The organism is Nostoc sp. GT001, from assembly GCF_030382115.1.
Lineage (GTDB): Bacteria > Cyanobacteriota > Cyanobacteriia > Cyanobacteriales > Nostocaceae > Nostoc.
In genome coordinates this window covers 1,447,099-1,466,360 of the sequence record NZ_JAUDRJ010000003.1, presented here as the reverse complement: position 1 = coordinate 1,466,360, position 19,262 = coordinate 1,447,099, and the positions used below count along the sequence as shown (strand labels likewise).

Below are 19,262 nucleotides of genomic sequence, written 5' to 3'. Positions count from 1 at the left end.
TGTGGAGCATGGGGCTTTTAGTATGAATTATGAGACCTGGCATCGAGCTATTTTTGCGTAGGGCGACCCCTAAACTATCGTTGCCGCAGCAGCGTTTCACCTCTGAGTTCGGGAAGGGTTCAGTGTGGTTCCACCGCGCAATAGACACCAGGAAAACTTTTAGGGCAAGGGGGAAAGGGAAAGGGGAAAAGGGAAAAAACACTTACCTTTACCCTTTACCCTTTAACCTTTTCCCTTGTTCAGAAACCCTGAAGACTGCAAGCAACGCGAATCAGCAATTAATTGAGCAAAAGATTTGTGAGGTCAAGCCCTCGGTCTGTTAGCACGGCTCGGCTACATACATTACTGCACTTCCACCTACCGCCTATTAACCTGTGTTCTTCAGGTGACCTTACCCACTTAAAGTGGTGAGAGCACTCATCTTGAGGTGGGCTTCCCACTTAGATGCTTTCAGCGGTTATCCGCTCCGCACTTGGCTACCCAGCGTTTACCGTTGGCACGATAACTGGTACACCAGCGGTGCGTTCCTCCCGGTCCTCTCGTACTAAGGAAGGACTCCTCTCAATGCTCTTACGCCTGCACCGGATATGGACCGAACTGTCTCACGACGTTCTGAACCCAGCTCACGTACCGCTTTAATGGGCGAACAGCCCAACCCTTGGGACGTACTTCAGCCCCAGGTTGCGATGAGCCGACATCGAGGTGCCAAACCTCCCCGTCGATGTGGACTCTTGGGGGAGATCAGCCTGTTATCCCTAGAGTAACTTTTATCCGTTGAGCGACGGCCCTTCCACTCGGCACCGTCGGATCACTAAGGCCGACTTTCGTCCCTGCTCGACGGGTCGGTCTTGCAGTCAAGCTCCCTTTATGCCTTTACACTCGCCGCACGGTTTCCAAGCGTGCTGAGGGAACCTTTGCACGCCTCCGTTACCTTTTAGGAGGCCTACGCCCCAGTGAAACTGCCCACCTGAGACTGTCCCCTGGCCGGATAACGGTCCTGACACAAGGTTAGAATTCTAGCTTCTCCAGAGTGGTATCTCACTGTTGGCTCGGGACTCCCCGCAAGGAGGACTTCTTCGCCTCCCACCTAACCTGCGCAGGCAAAGCCCAAAGCCAATCCCAGGGAACAGTAAAGCTTCATAGGGTCTTTCTGTCCAGGTGCAGGTAGTCCGCATCTTCACAGACATTTCTATTTCACCGAGTCTCTCTCCGAGACAGTGTCCAGATCGTTACGCCTTTCGTGCGGGTCGGAACTTACCCGACAAGGAATTTCGCTACCTTAGGACCGTTATAGTTACGGCCGCCGTTCACCGGGGCTTCGGTCGCCAGCTCCGTCATAGGTTGCCCCCTGACCAACTTCCTTAACCTTCCGGCACTGGGCAGGCGTCAGCCCCCATACGTGCGTCGTTTCGACTTTGCGGAGACCTGTGTTTTTGGTAAACAGTCGCCTGGGTCTCGTCACTGCGACCCCCTTCTTACGGTGGGCACCCCTTCTCCCGAAGTTACGGGGCTATTTTGCCGAGTTCCTTAGAGAGAGTTGTCTCGCGCCCCTTGGTATTCTCTACCTACCTACCTGTGTCGGTTTCGGGTACAGGTACCTGTAAGTTGAACGTGTTTCGAGCTTTTCTTGGAAGCTATGACTATGCCACTTCCCCACCGTAGTGGGTCGTACTCACGCCTCAACTCAAAACGTTTTCGCCGTTTCTTACCCTAAAAGAGGGTCATCTCGACGTCCTTGAACCGATAGACCAACATCCGGCTGACACTTATCTTCTCCGTCCCTCTGCACAACCTACAAGGGGTCAGTACGGGAATTTTAACCCGTTGTCCATCGACTACGCCTTTCGGCCTCGCCTTAGGTCCTGACTAACCCTCCGGGGACGAACCTGGCGGAGGAACCCTTAGGGTTTCGGGGTATTGGATTCTCACCAATATTTGCGCTACTCAAGCCGACATTCTCACTTCCGTTTCGTCCACTGCTGCTTGCCGCTACTGCTTCTACCTACGACGGAACGCTCCCCTACCGATTAACGTTAGTTAATCCCACAGCTTCGGTACATCGCTTAGCCCCGTTCATTTTCGGCGCGAGAGCGCTTGACTAGTGAGCTATTACGCACTCTTTCAAGGGTGGCTGCTTCTAGGCAAACCTCCTAGTTGTCTGTGCACTCTCACCTCCTTTATCACTTAGCGATGATTTGGGGACCTTAGCTGGTGGTCTGGGCTGTTTCCCTCTTGACAATGAAGCTTATCCCCCACTGTCTCACTGGCAATGTGTACTCTGGGTATTCAGAGTTTGTCTCGATTTGGTACCGGTTCTCCCAGCCCGCACCGAAACAGTGCTTTACCCCCCAGATATAATCATTACCGCTGCGCCTAAACACATTTCGGGGAGAACCAGCTAGCTCCTGGTTCGATTGGCATTTCACCCCTAACCACAACTCATCCGCTGATTTTTCAACATCAGTCGGTGCGGACCTCCACTTGGTGTTACCCAAGCTTCATCCTGGCCATGGCTAGATCACCAGGGTTCGGGTCTATAAACACTGATAATATTCGCCCTTTTCAGACTCGGTTTCCCTTTGGCTCCAGCATTCTCGCTTTAACCTACCAGTGCCTATAAGTCGCTTACTCATTCTTCAACAGGCACGCGGTCAGACTTTGAATAGTCCTCCCACTGCTTGTAAGCTAACGGTTTCATGTTCTATTTCACTCCCCTTCCGGGGTTCTTTTCACCTTTCCCTCGCGGTACTGGTTCACTATCGGTCACACAGTAGTATTTAGCCTTACGAGGTGGTCCTCGCTGATTCACATGGGATTCCTCGTGCCCCATGCTACTCGGGATTCAGCTACTATCCTTGAGTTTTCAACTACAGGACTTTCACCTTCTTTGGTGCAGTATTTAGCTGCTTCGTTTAACCGCTAGATTCGATATCGCTGTCCCACTACCCCAAAAGGTAAACCCTTTGGTTTAGGCTCTTCCCCTTTCGCTCACCACTACTTAGGGAATCTCTGTTTTGATTTCTCTTCCTCCAGCTACTAAGATGTTTCAATTCGCTGGGTTGGCTCTCTCCTGCCTATATATTCAGCAGGTAGTATATAGGGTTGCCCCATTCGGAAATCTCCGGCTCAATGTTTGCTTCCAACTCCCCGGAGCATATCGTCGGTAACCACGTCCTTCGTCGCCTCTGTGTGCCTAGGTATCCACCGTTAGCCCTTATTCGCTTGACCACTCAAATTTTTGGTCTTTTAACTTTTGCATTCACAATTACAAATAGTTAGTTCTGATTACCTCGCCACTTCGCACTGATTTGACTCAGTACTCAGCACTGGGCACTCATCACTAAGAATGTCTGTGTCTGCCTGCTAATTTCGCGTTACTATGCAGTTTTCAAGGTTCTGGCTGAGACTAACTCAGCAGTCTGACTCCAAAGTCATGTTGCTGAACTCTCAATATATATCAATATTATTTTTCAATGGCACTCTTGCCACAGGTGGAGGTTAGCGGACTCGAACCGCTGACATCCTGCTTGCAAAGCAGGCGCTCTACCAACTGAGCTAAACCCCCAGATTATAATTTCTAACTCATAACTTTTAACTCGTCTTTAGTTACGAATTACAAATTACGAATTAGCAATTACTTTCAGGTGGGCCATCCTGGACTCGAACCAGGGACCTCACCCTTATCAGGGGTGCGCTCTAACCACCTGAGCTAATAGCCCATTTCGAACCAAATCATAGTTTGAAAGCTTTCAACAATATGCAAATGTCTGCGACCGACCTAGGAATGACCAACTTACTATCTATATAGCTGTTTGCTTTTCGATATCTAAGGGGTGTAGGTCTCCCTCAAAAGGAGGTGATCCAGCCACACCTTCCGGTACGGCTACCTTGTTACGACTTCACCCCAGTCACCAGTCCTGCCTTAGGCATCCTCCTCCACGAATGGTTGGAGTAATGACTTCGGGCACTACCAGCTTCCATGGTGTGACGGGCGGTGTGTACAAGGCCCGGGAACGAATTCACTGCAGTATGCTGACCTGCAATTACTAGCGATTCCTCCTTCACGCAGGCGAGTTGCAGCCTGCGATCTGAACTGAGCTCCGGTTTACGGGATTTGCTTGCATTCGCATGCTTGCTGCCCTCTGTCCGGAGCATTGTAGTACGTGTGTAGCCCAAGGCGTAAGGGGCATGCTGACTTGACGTCATCCCCACCTTCCTCCGGTTTGTCACCTAGCAGTCTCTCTAGAGTGCCCAACTTAATGCTGGCAACTAAAAACGAGGGTTGCGCTCGTTGCGGGACTTAACCCAACATCTCACGACACGAGCCTGACGACAGCCATGCACCACCTGTGTTCGCGCTCCCGAAGGCACTCTTCTCTTTCAAGAAGATTCGCGACATGTCAAGCCTTGGTAAGGTTCTTCGCGTTGCATCGAATTAAACCACATACTCCACCGCTTGTGCGGGCCCCCGTCAATTCCTTTGAGTTTCACCGTTGCTTAAGCGTACTCCCCAGGCGGGATACTTAACGCGTTAGCTACGGCACGGCTCGGGTCGATACAAGCCACGCCTAGTATCCATCGTTTACGGCTAGGACTACTGGGGTATCTAATCCCATTCGCTCCCCTAGCTTTCGTCCCTCAGTGTCAGTTACGGCCTAGCAGAGCGCCTTCGCCACTGGTGTTCTTCCTGATCTCTACGCATTTCACCGCTACACCAGGAATTCCCTCTGCCCCGAACGTACTCTAGCTATGTAGTTTCCACTGCTCTTATCTAGTTGAGCTAGACTCTTTAACAGCAGACTTACATTGCCACCTGCGGACGCTTTACGCCCAATCATTCCGGATAACGCTTGCATCCTCCGTATTACCGCGGCTGCTGGCACGGAGTTAGCCGATGCTTATTCCTCAGGTACCGTCATTGTGTTCTTCCCTGAGAAAAGAGGTTTACGACCCAAGAGCCTTCCTCCCTCACGCGGTATTGCTCCGTCAGGCTTTCGCCCATTGCGGAAAATTCCCCACTGCTGCCTCCCGTAGGAGTCTGGGCCGTGTCTCAGTCCCAGTGTGGCTGATCGTCCTCTCAGACCAGCTACTGATCGTCGCCTTGGGAGTCCATTACACTTCCAACTAGCTAATCAGACGCGAGCTCATCTTCAGGCAGCAAGCCTTTCACCTTTCGGCACATCCGGTATTAGCCACCGTTTCCAGTGGTTGTCCCAGACCTGAAGCCAGATTCTCACGCGTTACTCACCCGTCCGCCACTATGTCCGAAGACACCGTTCGACTTGCATGTGTTAAGCATACCGCCAGCGTTCATCCTGAGCCAGGATCAAACTCTCCGTTTTGTGGAAAGCTCTATAGCTCATTTAGCTGCTCTTTTTTAACTTCAGCTTAGTTATTTTTATTTGATTTGCTTGACGCAATACACTTGCTGTATAATCGCTTTCAAACTATAATATTTTCAAGGTTCGGTGTCCCTGTAAGCGTCGCTCTTTCGCGCTCCGCTTCAAGCACTTATTCAATATAGCGAACCTATCTCCTTGTGTCAACTATTTTTCCCAAAATAACTTTGGACGGCTTCTGCATCACTATCAAATCCTTGAAGAATAAGGGTTTTGGGCTATAGTATTCCTGGAAGTCTCTTTGGAAACAATAAATTTGTGAGCTATTCTGCTGTTTTGCCGCCAAGGCTAGTTTTAGATCCACTCTTGCGTACCTGGTTGCTGGAGGATATTGGCCGCGGCGATCGCACTACAAGTACTCTTCTAGTAGAAGATGTGACACTAGGCTCTGCTAAATGGATCGCTAAAGCTTCAGGGATAATTACTGGCTTACCAGTTGCAGCTAGAGTGTTTCAGATTTTGAATGAAAAAGTCAGCTTTGTGGCGGTTGCTGGTGAAGGTGCATGGTGTGAGCCAGGACAGGTAGTAGCTGAAATTCATGGTTCGCTGGATGCGCTACTGATAGGGGAACGAGTCGCGCTCAACTTAGCTATGCGGTTGAGTGGGATTGCTACGCTGACTAATATATATGTAAAGAAAATTGCTGATTCACCTGCTCAGCTTGTGGATACGCGTAAAACGACACCAGGGCTGAGACTATTGGAAAAGTACGCGACTGCTTTGGGTGGAGCGATTAATCACCGCATGGGGTTGGATGATGCGGTAATGATTAAGGATAATCATATTGCGGCCGCTGGGGGAATTGGAGAAGCTATTACCCTTATTCGTTCTCAGATTCCTTATCCTTTGACTATAGAGGTTGAAACGGAAAGTTTAGAGCAGGTGAAAGAAGCTTTGCAGCATAAGGCTGACATTATTATGTTGGACAATATGCCTTTGGATATGATGCGTCAGGCGGTGCTGTTGATTCGCCAGCAGGATAACCGAGTGAAAATTGAAGCTTCGGGGAATGTGACTTTGGAAACGATTCGCAGTGTGGCAGAGACGGGTGTTGACTATATTTCTAGCAGTGCGCCGATTACTCAGTCGAAGTGGCTGGATTTGAGTATGAGGATTGTACTTTAAATATAGTGGGGCTAATCATCCCACTGCAAAGTCGGTGTAATGTCGCATTTTTGGAGGATTAATGCCTAAAACAATGTCTTCCTTGGGGACACCGAGTTCAACCAACTGGTTTGCAATTCCAACTTCGGTGCCATCTTGTTGAATCCAAATTTTACCATCAATGATGTCGAGGTGAAGGACTGTGCCATACCATCAGTGAGAGGTTAAGATAACTGTTCCAGGCTTTTTAGCTTCCGAAATAAAGCTTCTAATCTTGACCCATCCGCTATCCAAATTCGGTCAAAATTATGCAATGCAAACTTAACACTATCTGGTAATGTCCGCCTTAGTTGTTGCTGCCAATTGAGTTGTAACTAAGGTAGTAAATCTTTAAATACACGCTTAAATAATTCAACAGGGAAAACTAAAAATCTTTTTGATAGTGATTGTTGAGCCACTTTGGTGGGATGACACCATAATAAACCTTCTCTTGCCAGCAGACGATTTAACTCTTGAACACCAGGAGCTTGCCGCCATAACAGTGTTATACCTGCTGCTACCATTAATGATAAATTCAGAATTGTATCTCGTAATCCTAACCTCTCACGCATGGGTGGACAGAAGGTTTCGCGCAGAAGTTGGGACTGAAAAAGGTGAAATTCGTCAGGCAAACTAGAGTCCTCTGGGTATTCACTGGGAATATCGTACATGGTTGGTAAGACTTCTTTGTGAGAGAGGCGGGTCTATTTGGTACATAACGGGAATCCTGTCCGACTAATTTTAAGTTAATTGATCGCAGTAAAGTTTGAGTTAAAATCAAAAATATTTTCTTCTACCTGGGGAAGACGCAATTTCTCGCGTCTTTAGTATTTACTGAAACAGGAATGAAAATTTTCTTTATTAGTCAGGCAAACGTTTTTTAGAATTGCCTGAAGGCTACTGAAACTAGTTTCTGTAAATAGTGTTGTTGGTTGATAAAATGAGCCAGGTTTTACAATATCCACTCCAGAATGTATTAGAAGCCCGTGCCCGCTTGGGTGAAGGCCCCGTCTGGGATTCTACCCAAAACCTGCTGTACTGGATCGATATTTACAACCATCGGGTACATCAGTTCAATCCTGCTACGGGGAAAGACTTGTTTTTTAATGTGGGAGATGTGGTAGGTGCGATCGCAACAGCAGGTAAAAATAGATTAATTATGGCACTGCGTCATCACTTGGCATTCCTCAACACCCAGACAGGTGAAGTTACTCCTATTTTGGAAATTGAAGTAAATCTGTCAGATAACCGTCTGAATGATGGCAAATGTGACTCTCAAGGACGTTTTTGGATCGGCTCAATGTGTTCTTTAGAAAAACCCCAGGCTAGCCTCTATCGCTACGATCGTGACGGTTCATTGCATGTGATTGAAACGGGTTTGACTATCTCTAATGGTTTGGGGTGGAGTCCCGATGAAAAAACGTTTTACTTGAGTGATTCTCCTCAACAAAAAATATATGCTTACGACTTTGATTCAGTCACAGGTAACATTACTAATCGCCGGATTTTTGTTGATTTAACTCATGAATCTTTTTATCCAGATGGGTTGACGATAGATAGTCAAGGAAATATTTGGTCAGCTATGTGGGATGGGTGGTGTGTGATTCGTTTCAACCCCAAAGGTGAAGAGATATTGCGGATCAATTTACCTGTGCAATTGCCAACCAGTTGCACTTTTGGTGGCGAAGATTTGCAAACACTTTATATCACTACAGCTTCAGTTGGACTAAGCCAAGGGGAGATAGAAAAAAGTTTCTACTCAGGCGATTTATTTGCTCTCCAAACTGATGTTATTGGCTTACCTAGCTATGATTTTGAGAAATAAAGTAGTCGCTGTGTCAGAGCTGATTCGTAAAGAAAATCTAAAGGGACTGTGGATGAGTAAGAGTGGATTTTAAACTAGATCGAGTTGCATGGTTGTACTAAAAATGACTCGTCTGCCGGAGATAGCCAATCCTCAAAGAAAACCTTATCCTAGCGACCTCAGTGATGGTGAGTGGGAAGTATTGAGACCGCTTATACCAGCACCGAAAGGATTTGGGCATCCAGTGGAAGTCGATTTTCGGGAGATTCTCAATGCCATATTTTATGTGCAAAGAACCGGATGCCAATGGGAAATGCTACCCCATGATCTTCCACCCTACACCACTGTGTATGGCTATTTTCAGAAATGGCATCGCATTGGTATCTGGCAACAAATGCACGACCAAGTTCGCCAACAACTACGAACAGAATTAGGCAAAGATCAGCAGTCCACCGTTGCGNNNGCGNNNCCCGTCGAAGACATCGCAGATTCTCAATCCGTCAAGACNAACGGAAAAAAAGGGGAGGTCTACGGTTTCGATGGTGGCAAGAAGGTTAAAGGACGTAAACGCCATATCGTAGTGGACTCTCAAGGATTGTTAGTTGGGGTGTTCGTCACCGAAGCCAATGCCTCAGAACGATTAGGAGCAGTGGTTGTACTAGATGAAGCAAAGGAAAAATTATCCCAATTAGAAGTGATCTGGGTAGATCAAGGCTATTCTGGTAAGAATTTTGCCAATGCTGTCAAGCAAGTTTGTGGTGAGCAGGTGCGAGTGGAAGTGATTGCACGAACCACCAACACTTTTGAGCAATTGCCTAAGCGATGGATTGTAGAGCGCACTTTTGGATGGTTGAATCGATTTCGGCGGTTGAGTAAAGATTATGAGGTCTATTCCGAAGTCAGTGAAGCCATGATTTATGGTTCTTTGCTTCGTCTCATGGTTAGGCGATTAGCTGCTTAATATTTACTTTACGAATCAGCTCTCAAGGTGAGGCGCTAAATTGCCTCCCATATTTGTTGTTCAACTCGACTTTTTATTTGTTTGCGAATTCTAAAAATTCCGAGTTTTAAACTTTTGATCTTAAACTTCCGAGTTCAAAGGCTCAACTTTCGAGTTCTAAAGGATTTCCAAATAAAAAAATATGGCGTTGCATAATGGCGGTATGAATTGAGGTAAAACTGGATGGAATGTCCGCGTTGTGGGTCGTCTCATATCCGTAAGAACGGAAATAAAAGAGGTAAACAGAATCACATTTGCTGTAATTGCGATCGCCAATTTATTGATCGGTACGAACCACCTCAAGGATACAGTGATGAAGTGAAACGGGAATGCCTGAAAATGTACGTTAATGGTATGGGATTTCGTGGCATTGAACGGGTCAAAGGTGTGCATCACACGACATTGATTACTTGGGTAAAACTTGTAGGAGAACTGCTACCTGATGTTTATGATCCAGAGACAATTCCAGAAGTTGGCGAACTCGATGAACTAGAAACGTTCGTCGGCTCAAAAAAAACAAAGTTTGGCTTTGGACAGCAGTGAACCACTTCACACAAGGTATTTTAGCGTGGGTTTTGGGCGACCATAGCGCCGAAACTTTTCGACCGTTATGGGATATTGTAGGTACTTGGCAGTGCTATTTCTATGTCACGGATGGATGGTTGGTCTATCCAGGCTTTATTCCAGAGGGCGACCAGATTGTGAGCAAGACTTACATGACACGAGTTGAGGGGGAAAACACCCGGTTGCGCCACTATCTCGCTCGATTGCATCGAAAAACGCTATGTTATTCCAAATCAGCACAAATGCTGAAATACTCGATTCGATTGCTACTTCACTATCTCAAGTTTTGGGATGTTCCAGTTTCAGTATGATTCATACCGCCATTATGCAACGCCAAAAATATTAGTACCATGCAGCTCATTTGATTTGATTTTGAACTTAAAGGTGTATTTTTCGTAGTTACAATACTATCTTGCCGTTTCATTAGTGGTAGCTTTTTGCGGCAAAATATAAATACCCCCAGAAATTAAAGTTAGAGCAACAGAAATCCAAAAGGCAATTAGAGAGGGAGTTTGCCAGACTTCAGGTAGGGGTGCAATCAGAAGTGCGATCGCCACTATTTGACTAACTGTTTTTAGTTTACCCCAAATATTCGCCCCGGTAATTGTCGTTTGATTCACCCGCCAACCAGCGATCGCTAATTCCCGCGCTAAAATTAAAAACACTCCCCAAGCAGGTACTTTTCCTAGTTCAATCAAAACCATCAATGGCGCAAGTACTAGAAATTTATCCACTAAGGGGTCAAGAAATTTACCCAATTCACTAACTTGGTTGAGTTTCCGTGCCAAATAGCCATCTAACCAATCAGTTAACGCCGCAACGATAAAAATCGCCAAACATATCCATCTAGCTTGTGCTGTGGGGTTGTACAAGCCATAAAGCAGAAAGGGTACACCCAGAAGGCGAGAGAAAGTAATCCAGTTGGGTAGAGTCATGGAAAATTCAAAATTAATTAGTGTAAAAGCAACAAACAGCCAAGCAAATATGCAAAATATATGCAGATTAGTGTATCTGAGTGTGCCTGCGTGGGAAAATCTGTTTTCTGTAGCTCCCTTAAAACAATACTATGACTGAACACACAGACTCTCAATTCCGCATCGAACGCGATTCGATGGGCGATCGCCAAATTGCTAGTAGCGTTTATTATGGTATTCAAACACTGCGGGCAATCGAAAATTTCCCTATTAGTGGGATAAAGCCTCTAGCTACTTACGTAGATGCTGGATTGATAATAAAAAAAGCTACAGCAATTGTGAATGGAGAACTAAATTGCATTCCCCAAGATATTAGTCAGGCAATTGTGCAAGCAACTGATGAAATCTTAGCTGGGAAGTTCCGCGATCAATTTGTTGTGGATGTTTATCAGGCGGGTGCTGGAACGTCCCACCACATGAATCTCAACGAAGTTTTAGCAAATCGCGCTTTAGAAATACTCGGTGAAGAAAAGGGAAATTATAAACGTGTTAGTCCCAATGACCACGTTAATTATGGACAGTCTACCAATGATGTGATTCCTACCGCAATTCGCATTGGTGGATTATTGGCATTATCTAAGACACTACACCCAGCAATAGATGGTGCGATCGCTGCCTTAGAAAACAAAGCTGTAGAATTTCAAGATATCGTCAAATCTGGCAGAACCCACTTACAAGATGCTGTACCCGTGCGTTTAGGTGAGAATTTTCGGGCTTGGGCGCACATCCTTACAGAACATCAAAACCGGATTTACACCGCCTCTGGAGATTTGATGGTGCTGGGTTTAGGAGGTAGTGCAGCCGGAACGGGGTTAAATACTCATCCTCTGTATCGCGCCCGTGTGGTAGAAGTTCTTTCAGAATTGATTGAAACTCCTCTAGAACCTACATCCCATCTCATGGCAGCTATGCAGAGTATGGCGCCATTTGTGAATGTTTCTGGTGCTTTACGCAACTTAGCCCAGGATTTAGTCAAAATATCTCATGATTTGCGGCTGATGGATTCGGGGCCAAAAACAGGCTTGAAAGAAATTCAACTGCCCCCAGTGCAACCCGGTTCCTCGATTATGCCAGGGAAATATAACCCAGTCATGGCAGAGATGACATCAATGGTGTGTTTTCAGGTGATGGGTTACGACAGTGCGATCGCATTAGCCGCACAAGCCGGACAATTAGAACTAAATGTGATGATGCCGCTGATTGCCTATAACCTAATTCACAGTATCGAAATTCTCGGTAATACCATCGCCGCACTCACCGAACGCTGCATTGAGGGAATTACTGCCAATCGCGAACGTTGTTTAGCTTATGCCGAAGGCAGTTTAGCTTTAGTAACGGCACTAAATACCCACATCGGTTACTTAAATGCCGCAGCGATCGCTAACGAATCCTTAGAAACTGGTAAATCTCTGCGGCAAATTGTTTTAGAACGAGGATTAATGAGTGAAACAGATTTAGCCACAGTGTTAAATCTAGAACAAATGAGTGGTATCTTACCACTCAAAACAGAATAATAGGTTATGGGTTATGGGTTACAGGTTATAGGTTACTATCCTCTATTGCCTGTTCCCTCCCCCCTATTCCCTATCCCCTACCTACCATGCAGACTCAAAAACCAGCTGTTAGTCTCATTCGGGCTACATCTTACAAACGAGAGGCTTTACGAGAATCCTTAGTCACGCTGCTGGAACCTTTCGGAGGAATAGCAGCGTTTGTAAAAAAAGGCGATCGCGTTTTACTCAAACCAAATCTACTTACAGGATCGCGTCCTGGTAAAGAGTGTATCACCCGTGCCGAACTAGTTTATGAAGTTGCCCAAATGGTAATTGAGGTTGGCGGTAAACCATTTTTGGGCGATAGTCCTGCTTTTGGAAGTGCCAAGGGCGTAGCAATAGCAAATGGCTATCTGCCAATTCTAGAAGAACTCAATCTTCCCATCATCGATTTTCACGGTCAGCGTTACCAAACCGTCAGTGAAAATTTTAACCATCTGCGACTGTCTAAAGAAGCAATGGAAGCAGACGTAGTGATTAACCTACCGAAAATTAAATCACATGCCCAGTTGACATTAACACTGGGCGTAAAAAACCTATTTGGTTGCGTCCCCGGCAAAATGAAAGCTTGGTGGCACATGGAAGCGGGAAGTGCGATTCGTTGATTAGTGAATCACGGTATCCAGTCCGTACATAACTAATCCAGTCCGTCAGCAGATTACTGACACTAAAGGCTGAACTCTCGGATTGATGCAGGTGCAAGTCCTGTCATTCAGACTCAGAATTGACTCCTTATCTGCCCACACCGACCAGACTCGGTTTCTGGAGGGTGAAGCTGGGAACAGGGCGCAATCAGACAGCCGTTGCGGGTTGACACTGGCGCTAATAGGGAGTTCCTATGATGAAACAGAGCCTAGAAAAGCGATTTAGTCCAGGGCAGGGCGCAACGCAAAAACCCCTGACCCCACTAGAGTTCATTCCCGCCGAACATTTTCCGGGAAATCGGCAAGAGTCAAGGGAATCTAGGAATCGAATTGGCTACATCTAACGGAACAATCAATCTCTCCGAGGGAACGAATAAAAACGAGTTGTGGGTCTAGGGGCTTTTCGTTCCCCAAGTAGCCCAGACGAGCGGAGGAATCCCCACAATTCGGGTAGGACAGACCGTAATTGGTCTGAGGTGTTCAGAATACACAAACTCTAGAAGAGAAAATGATTAGACACAGTTACAAAACTAGTGAATCTTGGGTAGCCCTACCGTGGAAGAAATTCCGCCGAAATCTATTCCGCCTTCAAAAGCGCGTGTATAAAGCGGTTCTTGTTGGAGACAAGCGGAAAGCTCGGTTACTCCAAAAGCTTATTATGAAATCCACCTCGGCTCGATTTCTTGCAATTAGACTTGTATCTCAGCTAAATGCTGGCAAAAAGACGGCGGGTATTGATGGTAAGAAATCCCTCTCATTTGAAGACCGCTTCAACCTTGAAGGACTACTGAAAATGAACAGTGGAAATTGGAAGCATCAAGGACTAAGGGAAATTCCTATCCCAAAAAAGGACGGAACTACCAGAATGCTTAAAATACCAACCATTGCGGATAGAGCCTGGCAATGCTTAGCAAAATATGCACTTGAACCAGCACACGAAGCAACCTTCCATGCGAGGAGTTATGGGTTCAGAACAGGGCGCTCTGCCCACGATGCACAAAAGTACATCTTTGATAACCTCAAATCTCACTGCAACGGAACAGAAAAACGAGTAATCGAACTCGACATCGAAAAATGCTTCGACAGGATTAACCACTCAGCAATAATGGACGAACTCATCGCCCCCAAAGGCTTGAAACTCGGAATTTTCCGATGCCTCAAGGCGGGAGTTAACCTAGAGTTCCCCGAACAGGGAACCCCTCAAGGGGAAGTGGTCAGCCCTTTACTAGCTAACATCGCGCTCAACGGGATTGAGAGTATCCATCGATACCACAACTGTTACAAGCAAGGTAGGAAAATCAAAGACAATACCCCAAAAGGGAGCATTGTCGAACCATCAATCCGATACGCGGATGACATGGTTATTATACTCCGACCCGAAGACGATGCAACAGAAATACTTGAAAGAATCAGCGAGTTCCTCCGCAAACGCGGAATGAATGTAAGCCAAAAGAAAACCAAAGTTACCGCCGCGACAGATGGGTTTGACTTCCTCGGCTGGCACTTCAAAGTCCAGAAAAATGGAAAGTTCAGATGTAGTCCTTCAACGGACAACTTCAAAGCATTTCGTAAGAAAGTAAAACACATCGTCAACAACTCGAATTATGGTGCTACCACAAAGGCGGAGAAGTTAGCCCCGGTAGTTAGAGGTTGGAGAAATTACCATAAGTTCTGCAAGATGGACGGGTCAAGAAACTCGTTATACCACATCGAAACAAGAACGTTTAAGGTATTCAACAAGGAAACCAAGCAAAACCGCCACTCTAGCAAGAAATTACTAGATAAAGCATTCCCAAAGGTTCCTTACTCCGAAAACAAACACATTTCCGTCAAGGGAACTAAATCACCCTACGACGGAGATACAGCCTATTGGAGCGAACGTAATAGTAGACTCTACGACAGCGAAACCTCTGTTGCTCTCAAAAAGCAAAACCATAGATGTGCATCCTGCGGCTTAAAGTTCATCGATGAAGAACGGGTTCACCTGCATCACATCGACGGAAATCACGCCAACTGGAAAAACAATAATCTTGAAGCAATTCATGAGAGTTGCCACGATTACAAGCACATGAGCAAAGGCGCAAGCTAAGAACATCGGAAGCTGGGTGCGGTGAAAGTCGCACGCCCAGATTTAACTGAGAGGTGCGGGGAATAATATCCCCCATCGACTCAACCAAGACGCAAATAGATTTGGTGAAATGTTAGTAGAAACTGCCAGAGCGATTAACCCTGACTTAACCATATTAGATGGCATCATCGGTCATGAAGGTAATGGCCCCAGTAACGGGGAACCTCGCCAACTGGGCATTTTAGCAGCCGCATCAGATATATTTGCCTTAGATCGGGCAATGGTGGAAATCCTCAATGTTTCTCCTGAACAAGTGCCCACAGTTGCAGCTTCTCAAAGGCTAGGAGTTTGTCCAGAACTTGCTGCCATTGAGTTTCCGCATTTAAATCCTGACTTATTAAAAATAGAAGATTGGCGGCTACCAGACAAGTTAATGCCCATTGATTTTGGTATGCCCCGCGTCATTAAGTCTACGTTTAAGCATCTTTACACCCGATTTATCAAGGAACCAATCAGTGTTTATGGAAGGGAGTGAGGAAGAAGCAGGGGAGCAGCACTTCGGCTACGCTCAGTGACCGAGGAGAGGTAGCAGTAAGTCTTTCCCCTCTGCCTCTTGTGGCCAATCCTCAATTTAGTGCAAACGTCGTTACAGCAATTTCATTTATTAGCAGAGTAATCTGTAATTACCCTCCGATTGCTTAACCATACCGCCCTATTATATTTAGGGGCGGTTTTTTTAGCTGATTAATTTGTTATACAATTTTTCGTCTTAGATTTTGATTTATTCAAAAAGTTATACGGATTTAGGATCTGGAAATTGGGATTGGGTATTTTGTTCAGATATGGGGAAAGTTTGGTAATAACTTAACTACACCTCTAGTCCATCTTCTCAAACTTGTTTACTCTACCTTTATGTAGATTGACAAAATGGTTGTGATATTACACAGATTTTAAAATTTAAATTATTAAATATTTATTTAGTGATACCACTGAATCCATTCTGCCTCATACAGTTGATGTATCTGTATTTATTCGATAGTTATCATTGGTTACAAAAATCATTCCTACCTATTTCTTCTCTGGCGTCAAATATTTTTGAGTATAACTACTACATAACAACCAAAAGCACGGAGAGATATTCAGTGCAATTGCGGTTTTGTGTCCTGTATCACAAATTAGCAATTCCAGTAAAATGACCTTATCAAAGGCTTTATAGGATGTTATAATCATGAAGTATCGGATAAATATGTTTTGCTAATTAATCTTTAATCAGCGAAAAAATGTAACTTATGATGCTGTCAAAGTTGGCTTTGCGTATGCAACCCGTTACACCATACAGGGAAACATCTGAAAATATTAATTACAAAATAAAACATGATTTGTTTAGTTGTAACTTTGTATTAAGAAGTCCATGTATAAAAAGGCTACTATGACAGTTGTATAACTGGTTTAAATTGTAGAATGCTACACATTTTACAGTTTAAAAATAGCTAAAATAGCATTAATACTCTCACTCAGAGAGTCAACCTACACAGTGTTACGAAGAACTTCAATTTTGTATGAATTCAAATAGCCAGTCTGCCAATGCCGATACATATTCCCAACGTTTGGCAGACATTGTGGGAACTGCGATCGCTCTGTTGACTCTTACCCTACCCGTATTTGTCATCGCCCACTATTCTTCAACTAATGTTCAAAATAACCAGCAACCTCTGATCCAAAACATACAAGGAAATCAAAATTGATCGAGCTTCCCAGTCGCATTTCCTCATAAGGAGACCTACAAAAAGCAGAACACTGATTTTGTAGCAATCTCTGTAGATGTGGGTGTAGTTCGTCAAGAATAAGNNNAATCTGGATTGTGTGACTCCAGATTTGAGTTGTCTTAACAAAGTTACGACAGAAATCCCTNNNATAGCAATTAAGGGCGGAGTATATCCATAATACCCTCTTGGAAAAAGCGTTGCGAAGTTTGCTCGTAACGCTTTTTCTATTTTTTGGTAATTCAAGGGAATAGGTTACATCTGAAAGTTTCTTCCCCAGTGCGCTATGCCATAGAACAAATACCTTGGGAAGAGATCCATATTGCCCTAAAATTCTACACGGGGAGCGAAGCTGACTGAGTGCCCCCATGATTCACCGTTATCAGAGGAGTTTTTTGTGGACTTATCTCGTATTCCTGCCCAACCGAAACCGGGTCTAATCAACGTTCTCATTGAAATTACTGGCGGAAGTAAAAATAAATACGAATACGACAAGGAACTAGAAGCTTTTGCTCTAGACCGAGTACTTTATTCCTCGGTACAATATCCTTATGACTACGGCTTTGTACCCAATACTTTGGCTGATGATGGCGATCCCCTAGATGGTATGGTCATAATTGATGAGCCGACCTTTCCCGGCTGTATTATTGCTGCGCGACCAATTGGCTTTTTGGAGATGATTGACGGTGGCGATCGCGATGAAAAAATCCTTTGTGTTCCTGACAAAGATCCGCGCTACACTCAAGTAAAATCTCTGAAAGACGTAGCACCACACCGTTTAGATGAAATTGCCGAATTTTTCCGTAGTTATAAAAATTTGGAAAAAAAGGTGACTGAAATTCTCGGTTGGCAAGATGTGGACAAGGTTGCAGCTTTAGTAGAAAAATCCGTCAAAGCTTATAGAGGATAATAGAGGAGTTAAGAGTTAGGAGTTAAGAGTTAAGAGTTATGAATTTTTATTCCTAACTCCTCACTCCTAACTCCTGACTTCACTTTGCTAACTTTCCCTTGTTACGGATTTTAAAATCTGCCACCAACCCCAAACCAGAATGCAGCGTACTCTCCTTTTGGCAAAAATTCATAACTGCACCCTTACGGGGGCGAATATCAACTACGTAGGTAGTATCAGCATTGATGAAATCCTTTTGGAAAAAGCTGGTATCTTACCTTATGAGCAGGTGCAAGTAGTTAATAGTGCCAACGGTCAGCGCTTTATTACCTATGCGATCGCCGCTCCAGCCCATTCAGGAGTAATTGAGCTAAATGGAGGTGCGGCACGTCTAGGCATTATTGGCGATCGCTTGATTATAATGACTTACGGGCAGTTCACTCCAGAAGAGTTAAAAAGTTACTCTCCTACGGTAGTCATTGTGGACGAAAAAAACAGGCTGTTGGAAGTGCGGCGCTACGATGACCTGCTCACTAAGGTCTAATTTCAAGGAAAATGTCAAATTTTGAGTTGTCGGATTCCCAGAGCTACATAAGAGAAAAGTCATCTACCCTGCCCAGTAGCCCAGCAGGTGAATTTATCGTGCAATTCTGGGGTGTCAGAGGTTTGATACCCACTCCTAGTAGCAATACCAGTCGTTATGGTGGTAATACCGCTTGTGTAGAACTACATGTAGCTGGGAAACGCTTGATTTTTGATGGTGGTACTGGCTTACGCATATTGGGTAAAACTTGGCAAGAACTGCAACAGCCACTAGAAGCCCATTTATTTTTTACCAACTGCCAATCAAACCGAATTCAAGGATTTCCCTTTTTTGCTCCTGCATTTATTGGGGAAAATTGCTTCCATATTTACGGCACAGCTGCCTCAAATGGAGCCTCAATCAAACAATGTCTGTACGATCAGATGCTCCAGCCGCACTTTCCTTACCCTTTACAGGTAATGCAGTCTGAATTGCAGTTTTACAATCTGACTCCAGAAAGTGATGTGAAGTTAGATGATGTCACCATTACAACTGCATTAATTAATCAAACTCAGCGGTCAGTTGGCTACCGAGTTACTTGGCAAGAGTATAGTGTTGCCTACATCACAGATTTGCACCAAAATGCCGATCAAGTGGAGCGAGAGCGAATTTTAGAGTTTATTCAAGGCGTTGACTTGCTGATTGCCAATGCCACTTACACTCCCCCGACATCTCACAACCATGATTCTGCTGATTTACTTTGGCAAGCTGCGGTGAATGCAGCTTTAAATGCTGGTATCAAACGGCTAGCCATTTCCCATCATCACCCAGATGACCATGATGATTTTCTCGATCGGGTGCAAGTCGATATTAAATCTGCTTTTTCTCAAGCCATACTAGCCTATGAAGGTCTAGTATTATCTGTTGGTAAGTGATTT

The 19,262-nt window shown here is 45.2% G+C and carries 13 protein-coding genes, 2 tRNA genes, 3 rRNA genes and 3 pseudogenes; 13 read left to right on the top strand and 8 right to left on the bottom strand.

All coding sequences use genetic code 11. The features are described 5' to 3' along the window. Nucleotides 1-34: 34 nt before the first annotated feature. The 5 genes from rrf to QUD05_RS08915 form a co-directional block, all read right to left on the bottom strand. Nucleotides 35-152 (bottom strand): 5S ribosomal RNA (gene rrf, locus QUD05_RS08935). Nucleotides 153-299: 147 nt separating this feature from the next. Beyond that, nucleotides 300-3,228, bottom strand: a 23S ribosomal RNA gene (locus tag QUD05_RS08930). A 264-nt stretch (nt 3,229-3,492) separates the two neighbouring features. After that, nucleotides 3,493-3,565: transfer RNA gene (locus QUD05_RS08925), tRNA-Ala, on the bottom strand. Nucleotides 3,566-3,645: 80 nt separating this feature from the next. After that, nucleotides 3,646-3,719, bottom strand: a tRNA-Ile gene (locus QUD05_RS08920). A 130-nt stretch (nt 3,720-3,849) separates the two neighbouring features. Continuing rightward, nucleotides 3,850-5,342: ribosomal RNA gene (locus tag QUD05_RS08915) — 16S ribosomal RNA — on the bottom strand. Together the 16S, 23S and 5S rRNA genes with 2 tRNA genes alongside form the textbook arrangement of a ribosomal RNA operon. Before the next feature lie 315 nt (nt 5,343-5,657). Here QUD05_RS08915 and nadC point away from each other — a divergent pair. Beyond that, the gene (gene nadC, locus QUD05_RS08910; protein ID WP_289795746.1) at nt 5,658-6,524 is read left to right on the top strand and encodes a carboxylating nicotinate-nucleotide diphosphorylase; all 867 of its coding nucleotides are present in this window, start codon (nt 5,658-5,660) and stop codon (nt 6,522-6,524) included. 15 nt (nt 6,525-6,539) lie between these two features. Here the strand turns inward: nadC and QUD05_RS08905 are convergent. Both QUD05_RS08905 and QUD05_RS34340 read right to left on the bottom strand, forming a co-directional pair. Beyond that, a pseudogene (locus QUD05_RS08905) lies at nt 6,540-6,716 on the bottom strand (element excision factor XisI family protein); the annotation flags it as partial. Between the two features lie 23 nt (nt 6,717-6,739). Beyond that, nucleotides 6,740-7,105: pseudogene (locus QUD05_RS34340) on the bottom strand (IS4 family transposase); the annotation flags it as partial. Nucleotides 7,106-7,482: 377 nt separating this feature from the next. Here QUD05_RS34340 and QUD05_RS08895 point away from each other — a divergent pair. From QUD05_RS08895 to QUD05_RS08885, 3 genes are all read left to right on the top strand, one after another. After that, entirely contained in the window at nt 7,483-8,367 is an 885-nt protein-coding gene (locus QUD05_RS08895; protein ID WP_289795745.1) for an SMP-30/gluconolactonase/LRE family protein, read from the top strand. 103 nt (nt 8,368-8,470) lie between these two features. Beyond that, nucleotides 8,471-9,307: an IS5 family transposase gene (locus QUD05_RS08890; RefSeq protein ID WP_289799927.1), complete on the top strand. Its 837-nt coding sequence runs from the start codon at nt 8,471-8,473 to the stop codon at nt 9,305-9,307. Between the two features lie 222 nt (nt 9,308-9,529). Continuing rightward, nucleotides 9,530-10,221 (top strand): IS1 family transposase gene (locus tag QUD05_RS08885; protein ID WP_289794349.1). Its coding sequence is split into 2 segments (ribosomal slippage): nt 9,530-9,854 and nt 9,854-10,221, totalling 693 coding nucleotides; the frame shifts between segments, so codons are not numbered across the junction. A 96-nt stretch (nt 10,222-10,317) separates the two neighbouring features. Here QUD05_RS08885 and pgsA read toward each other — a convergent pair. Then, nucleotides 10,318-10,845, bottom strand: a complete 528-nt coding sequence (pgsA, locus tag QUD05_RS08880) for a CDP-diacylglycerol--glycerol-3-phosphate 3-phosphatidyltransferase (protein WP_289795744.1) — start codon at nt 10,843-10,845, stop codon at nt 10,318-10,320. A gap of 131 nt (nt 10,846-10,976) precedes the next feature. Between pgsA and QUD05_RS08875 the strand changes: the two genes are divergently transcribed. The 9 genes and pseudogenes from QUD05_RS08875 (at nt 10,977) to QUD05_RS08835 (ending at nt 19,259) form a co-directional block, all read left to right on the top strand. Further along, nucleotides 10,977-12,398, top strand: coding sequence for an aspartate ammonia-lyase (locus QUD05_RS08875; protein ID WP_289795743.1), 1,422 nt, complete (start codon nt 10,977-10,979; stop codon nt 12,396-12,398). An 86-nt stretch (nt 12,399-12,484) separates the two neighbouring features. Beyond that, a pseudogene (locus QUD05_RS08870) lies at nt 12,485-13,027 on the top strand (DUF362 domain-containing protein); the annotation flags it as partial. Between the two features lie 248 nt (nt 13,028-13,275). After that, complete coding sequence (locus QUD05_RS08865; RefSeq protein ID WP_289795742.1) at nt 13,276-13,425, top strand: hypothetical protein; 150 nt, start codon at nt 13,276-13,278, stop codon at nt 13,423-13,425. A gap of 164 nt (nt 13,426-13,589) precedes the next feature. Continuing rightward, on the top strand, nt 13,590-15,170 hold the full coding sequence (locus QUD05_RS08860; protein ID WP_289795741.1) for a group II intron reverse transcriptase/maturase: 1,581 nt from the start codon (nt 13,590-13,592) through the stop codon (nt 15,168-15,170). A 46-nt stretch (nt 15,171-15,216) separates the two neighbouring features. Further along, nucleotides 15,217-15,684 carry a DUF362 domain-containing protein gene (locus QUD05_RS08855; RefSeq protein ID WP_289799926.1) on the top strand — a complete coding sequence of 156 codons (468 nt, stop codon included), beginning with the start codon at nt 15,217-15,219 and terminating at the stop codon, nt 15,682-15,684. A 1,024-nt stretch (nt 15,685-16,708) separates the two neighbouring features. Continuing rightward, nucleotides 16,709-16,894, top strand: coding sequence for a TLTLP motif-containing protein (locus QUD05_RS08850; RefSeq protein WP_289795740.1), 186 nt, complete (start codon nt 16,709-16,711; stop codon nt 16,892-16,894). Between the two features lie 415 nt (nt 16,895-17,309). After that, the gene (locus tag QUD05_RS08845) at nt 17,310-17,822 is read left to right on the top strand and encodes an inorganic diphosphatase (RefSeq protein WP_094349222.1); all 513 of its coding nucleotides are present in this window, start codon (nt 17,310-17,312) and stop codon (nt 17,820-17,822) included. A 139-nt stretch (nt 17,823-17,961) separates the two neighbouring features. Beyond that, nucleotides 17,962-18,345: an aspartate 1-decarboxylase gene (gene panD, locus QUD05_RS08840; RefSeq protein WP_289795739.1), complete on the top strand. Its 384-nt coding sequence runs from the start codon at nt 17,962-17,964 to the stop codon at nt 18,343-18,345. Nucleotides 18,346-18,356: 11 nt separating this feature from the next. After that, entirely contained in the window at nt 18,357-19,259 is a 903-nt protein-coding gene (locus QUD05_RS08835) for an MBL fold metallo-hydrolase (RefSeq protein ID WP_289795738.1), read from the top strand. Nucleotides 19,260-19,262 lie beyond the last annotated feature (3 nt).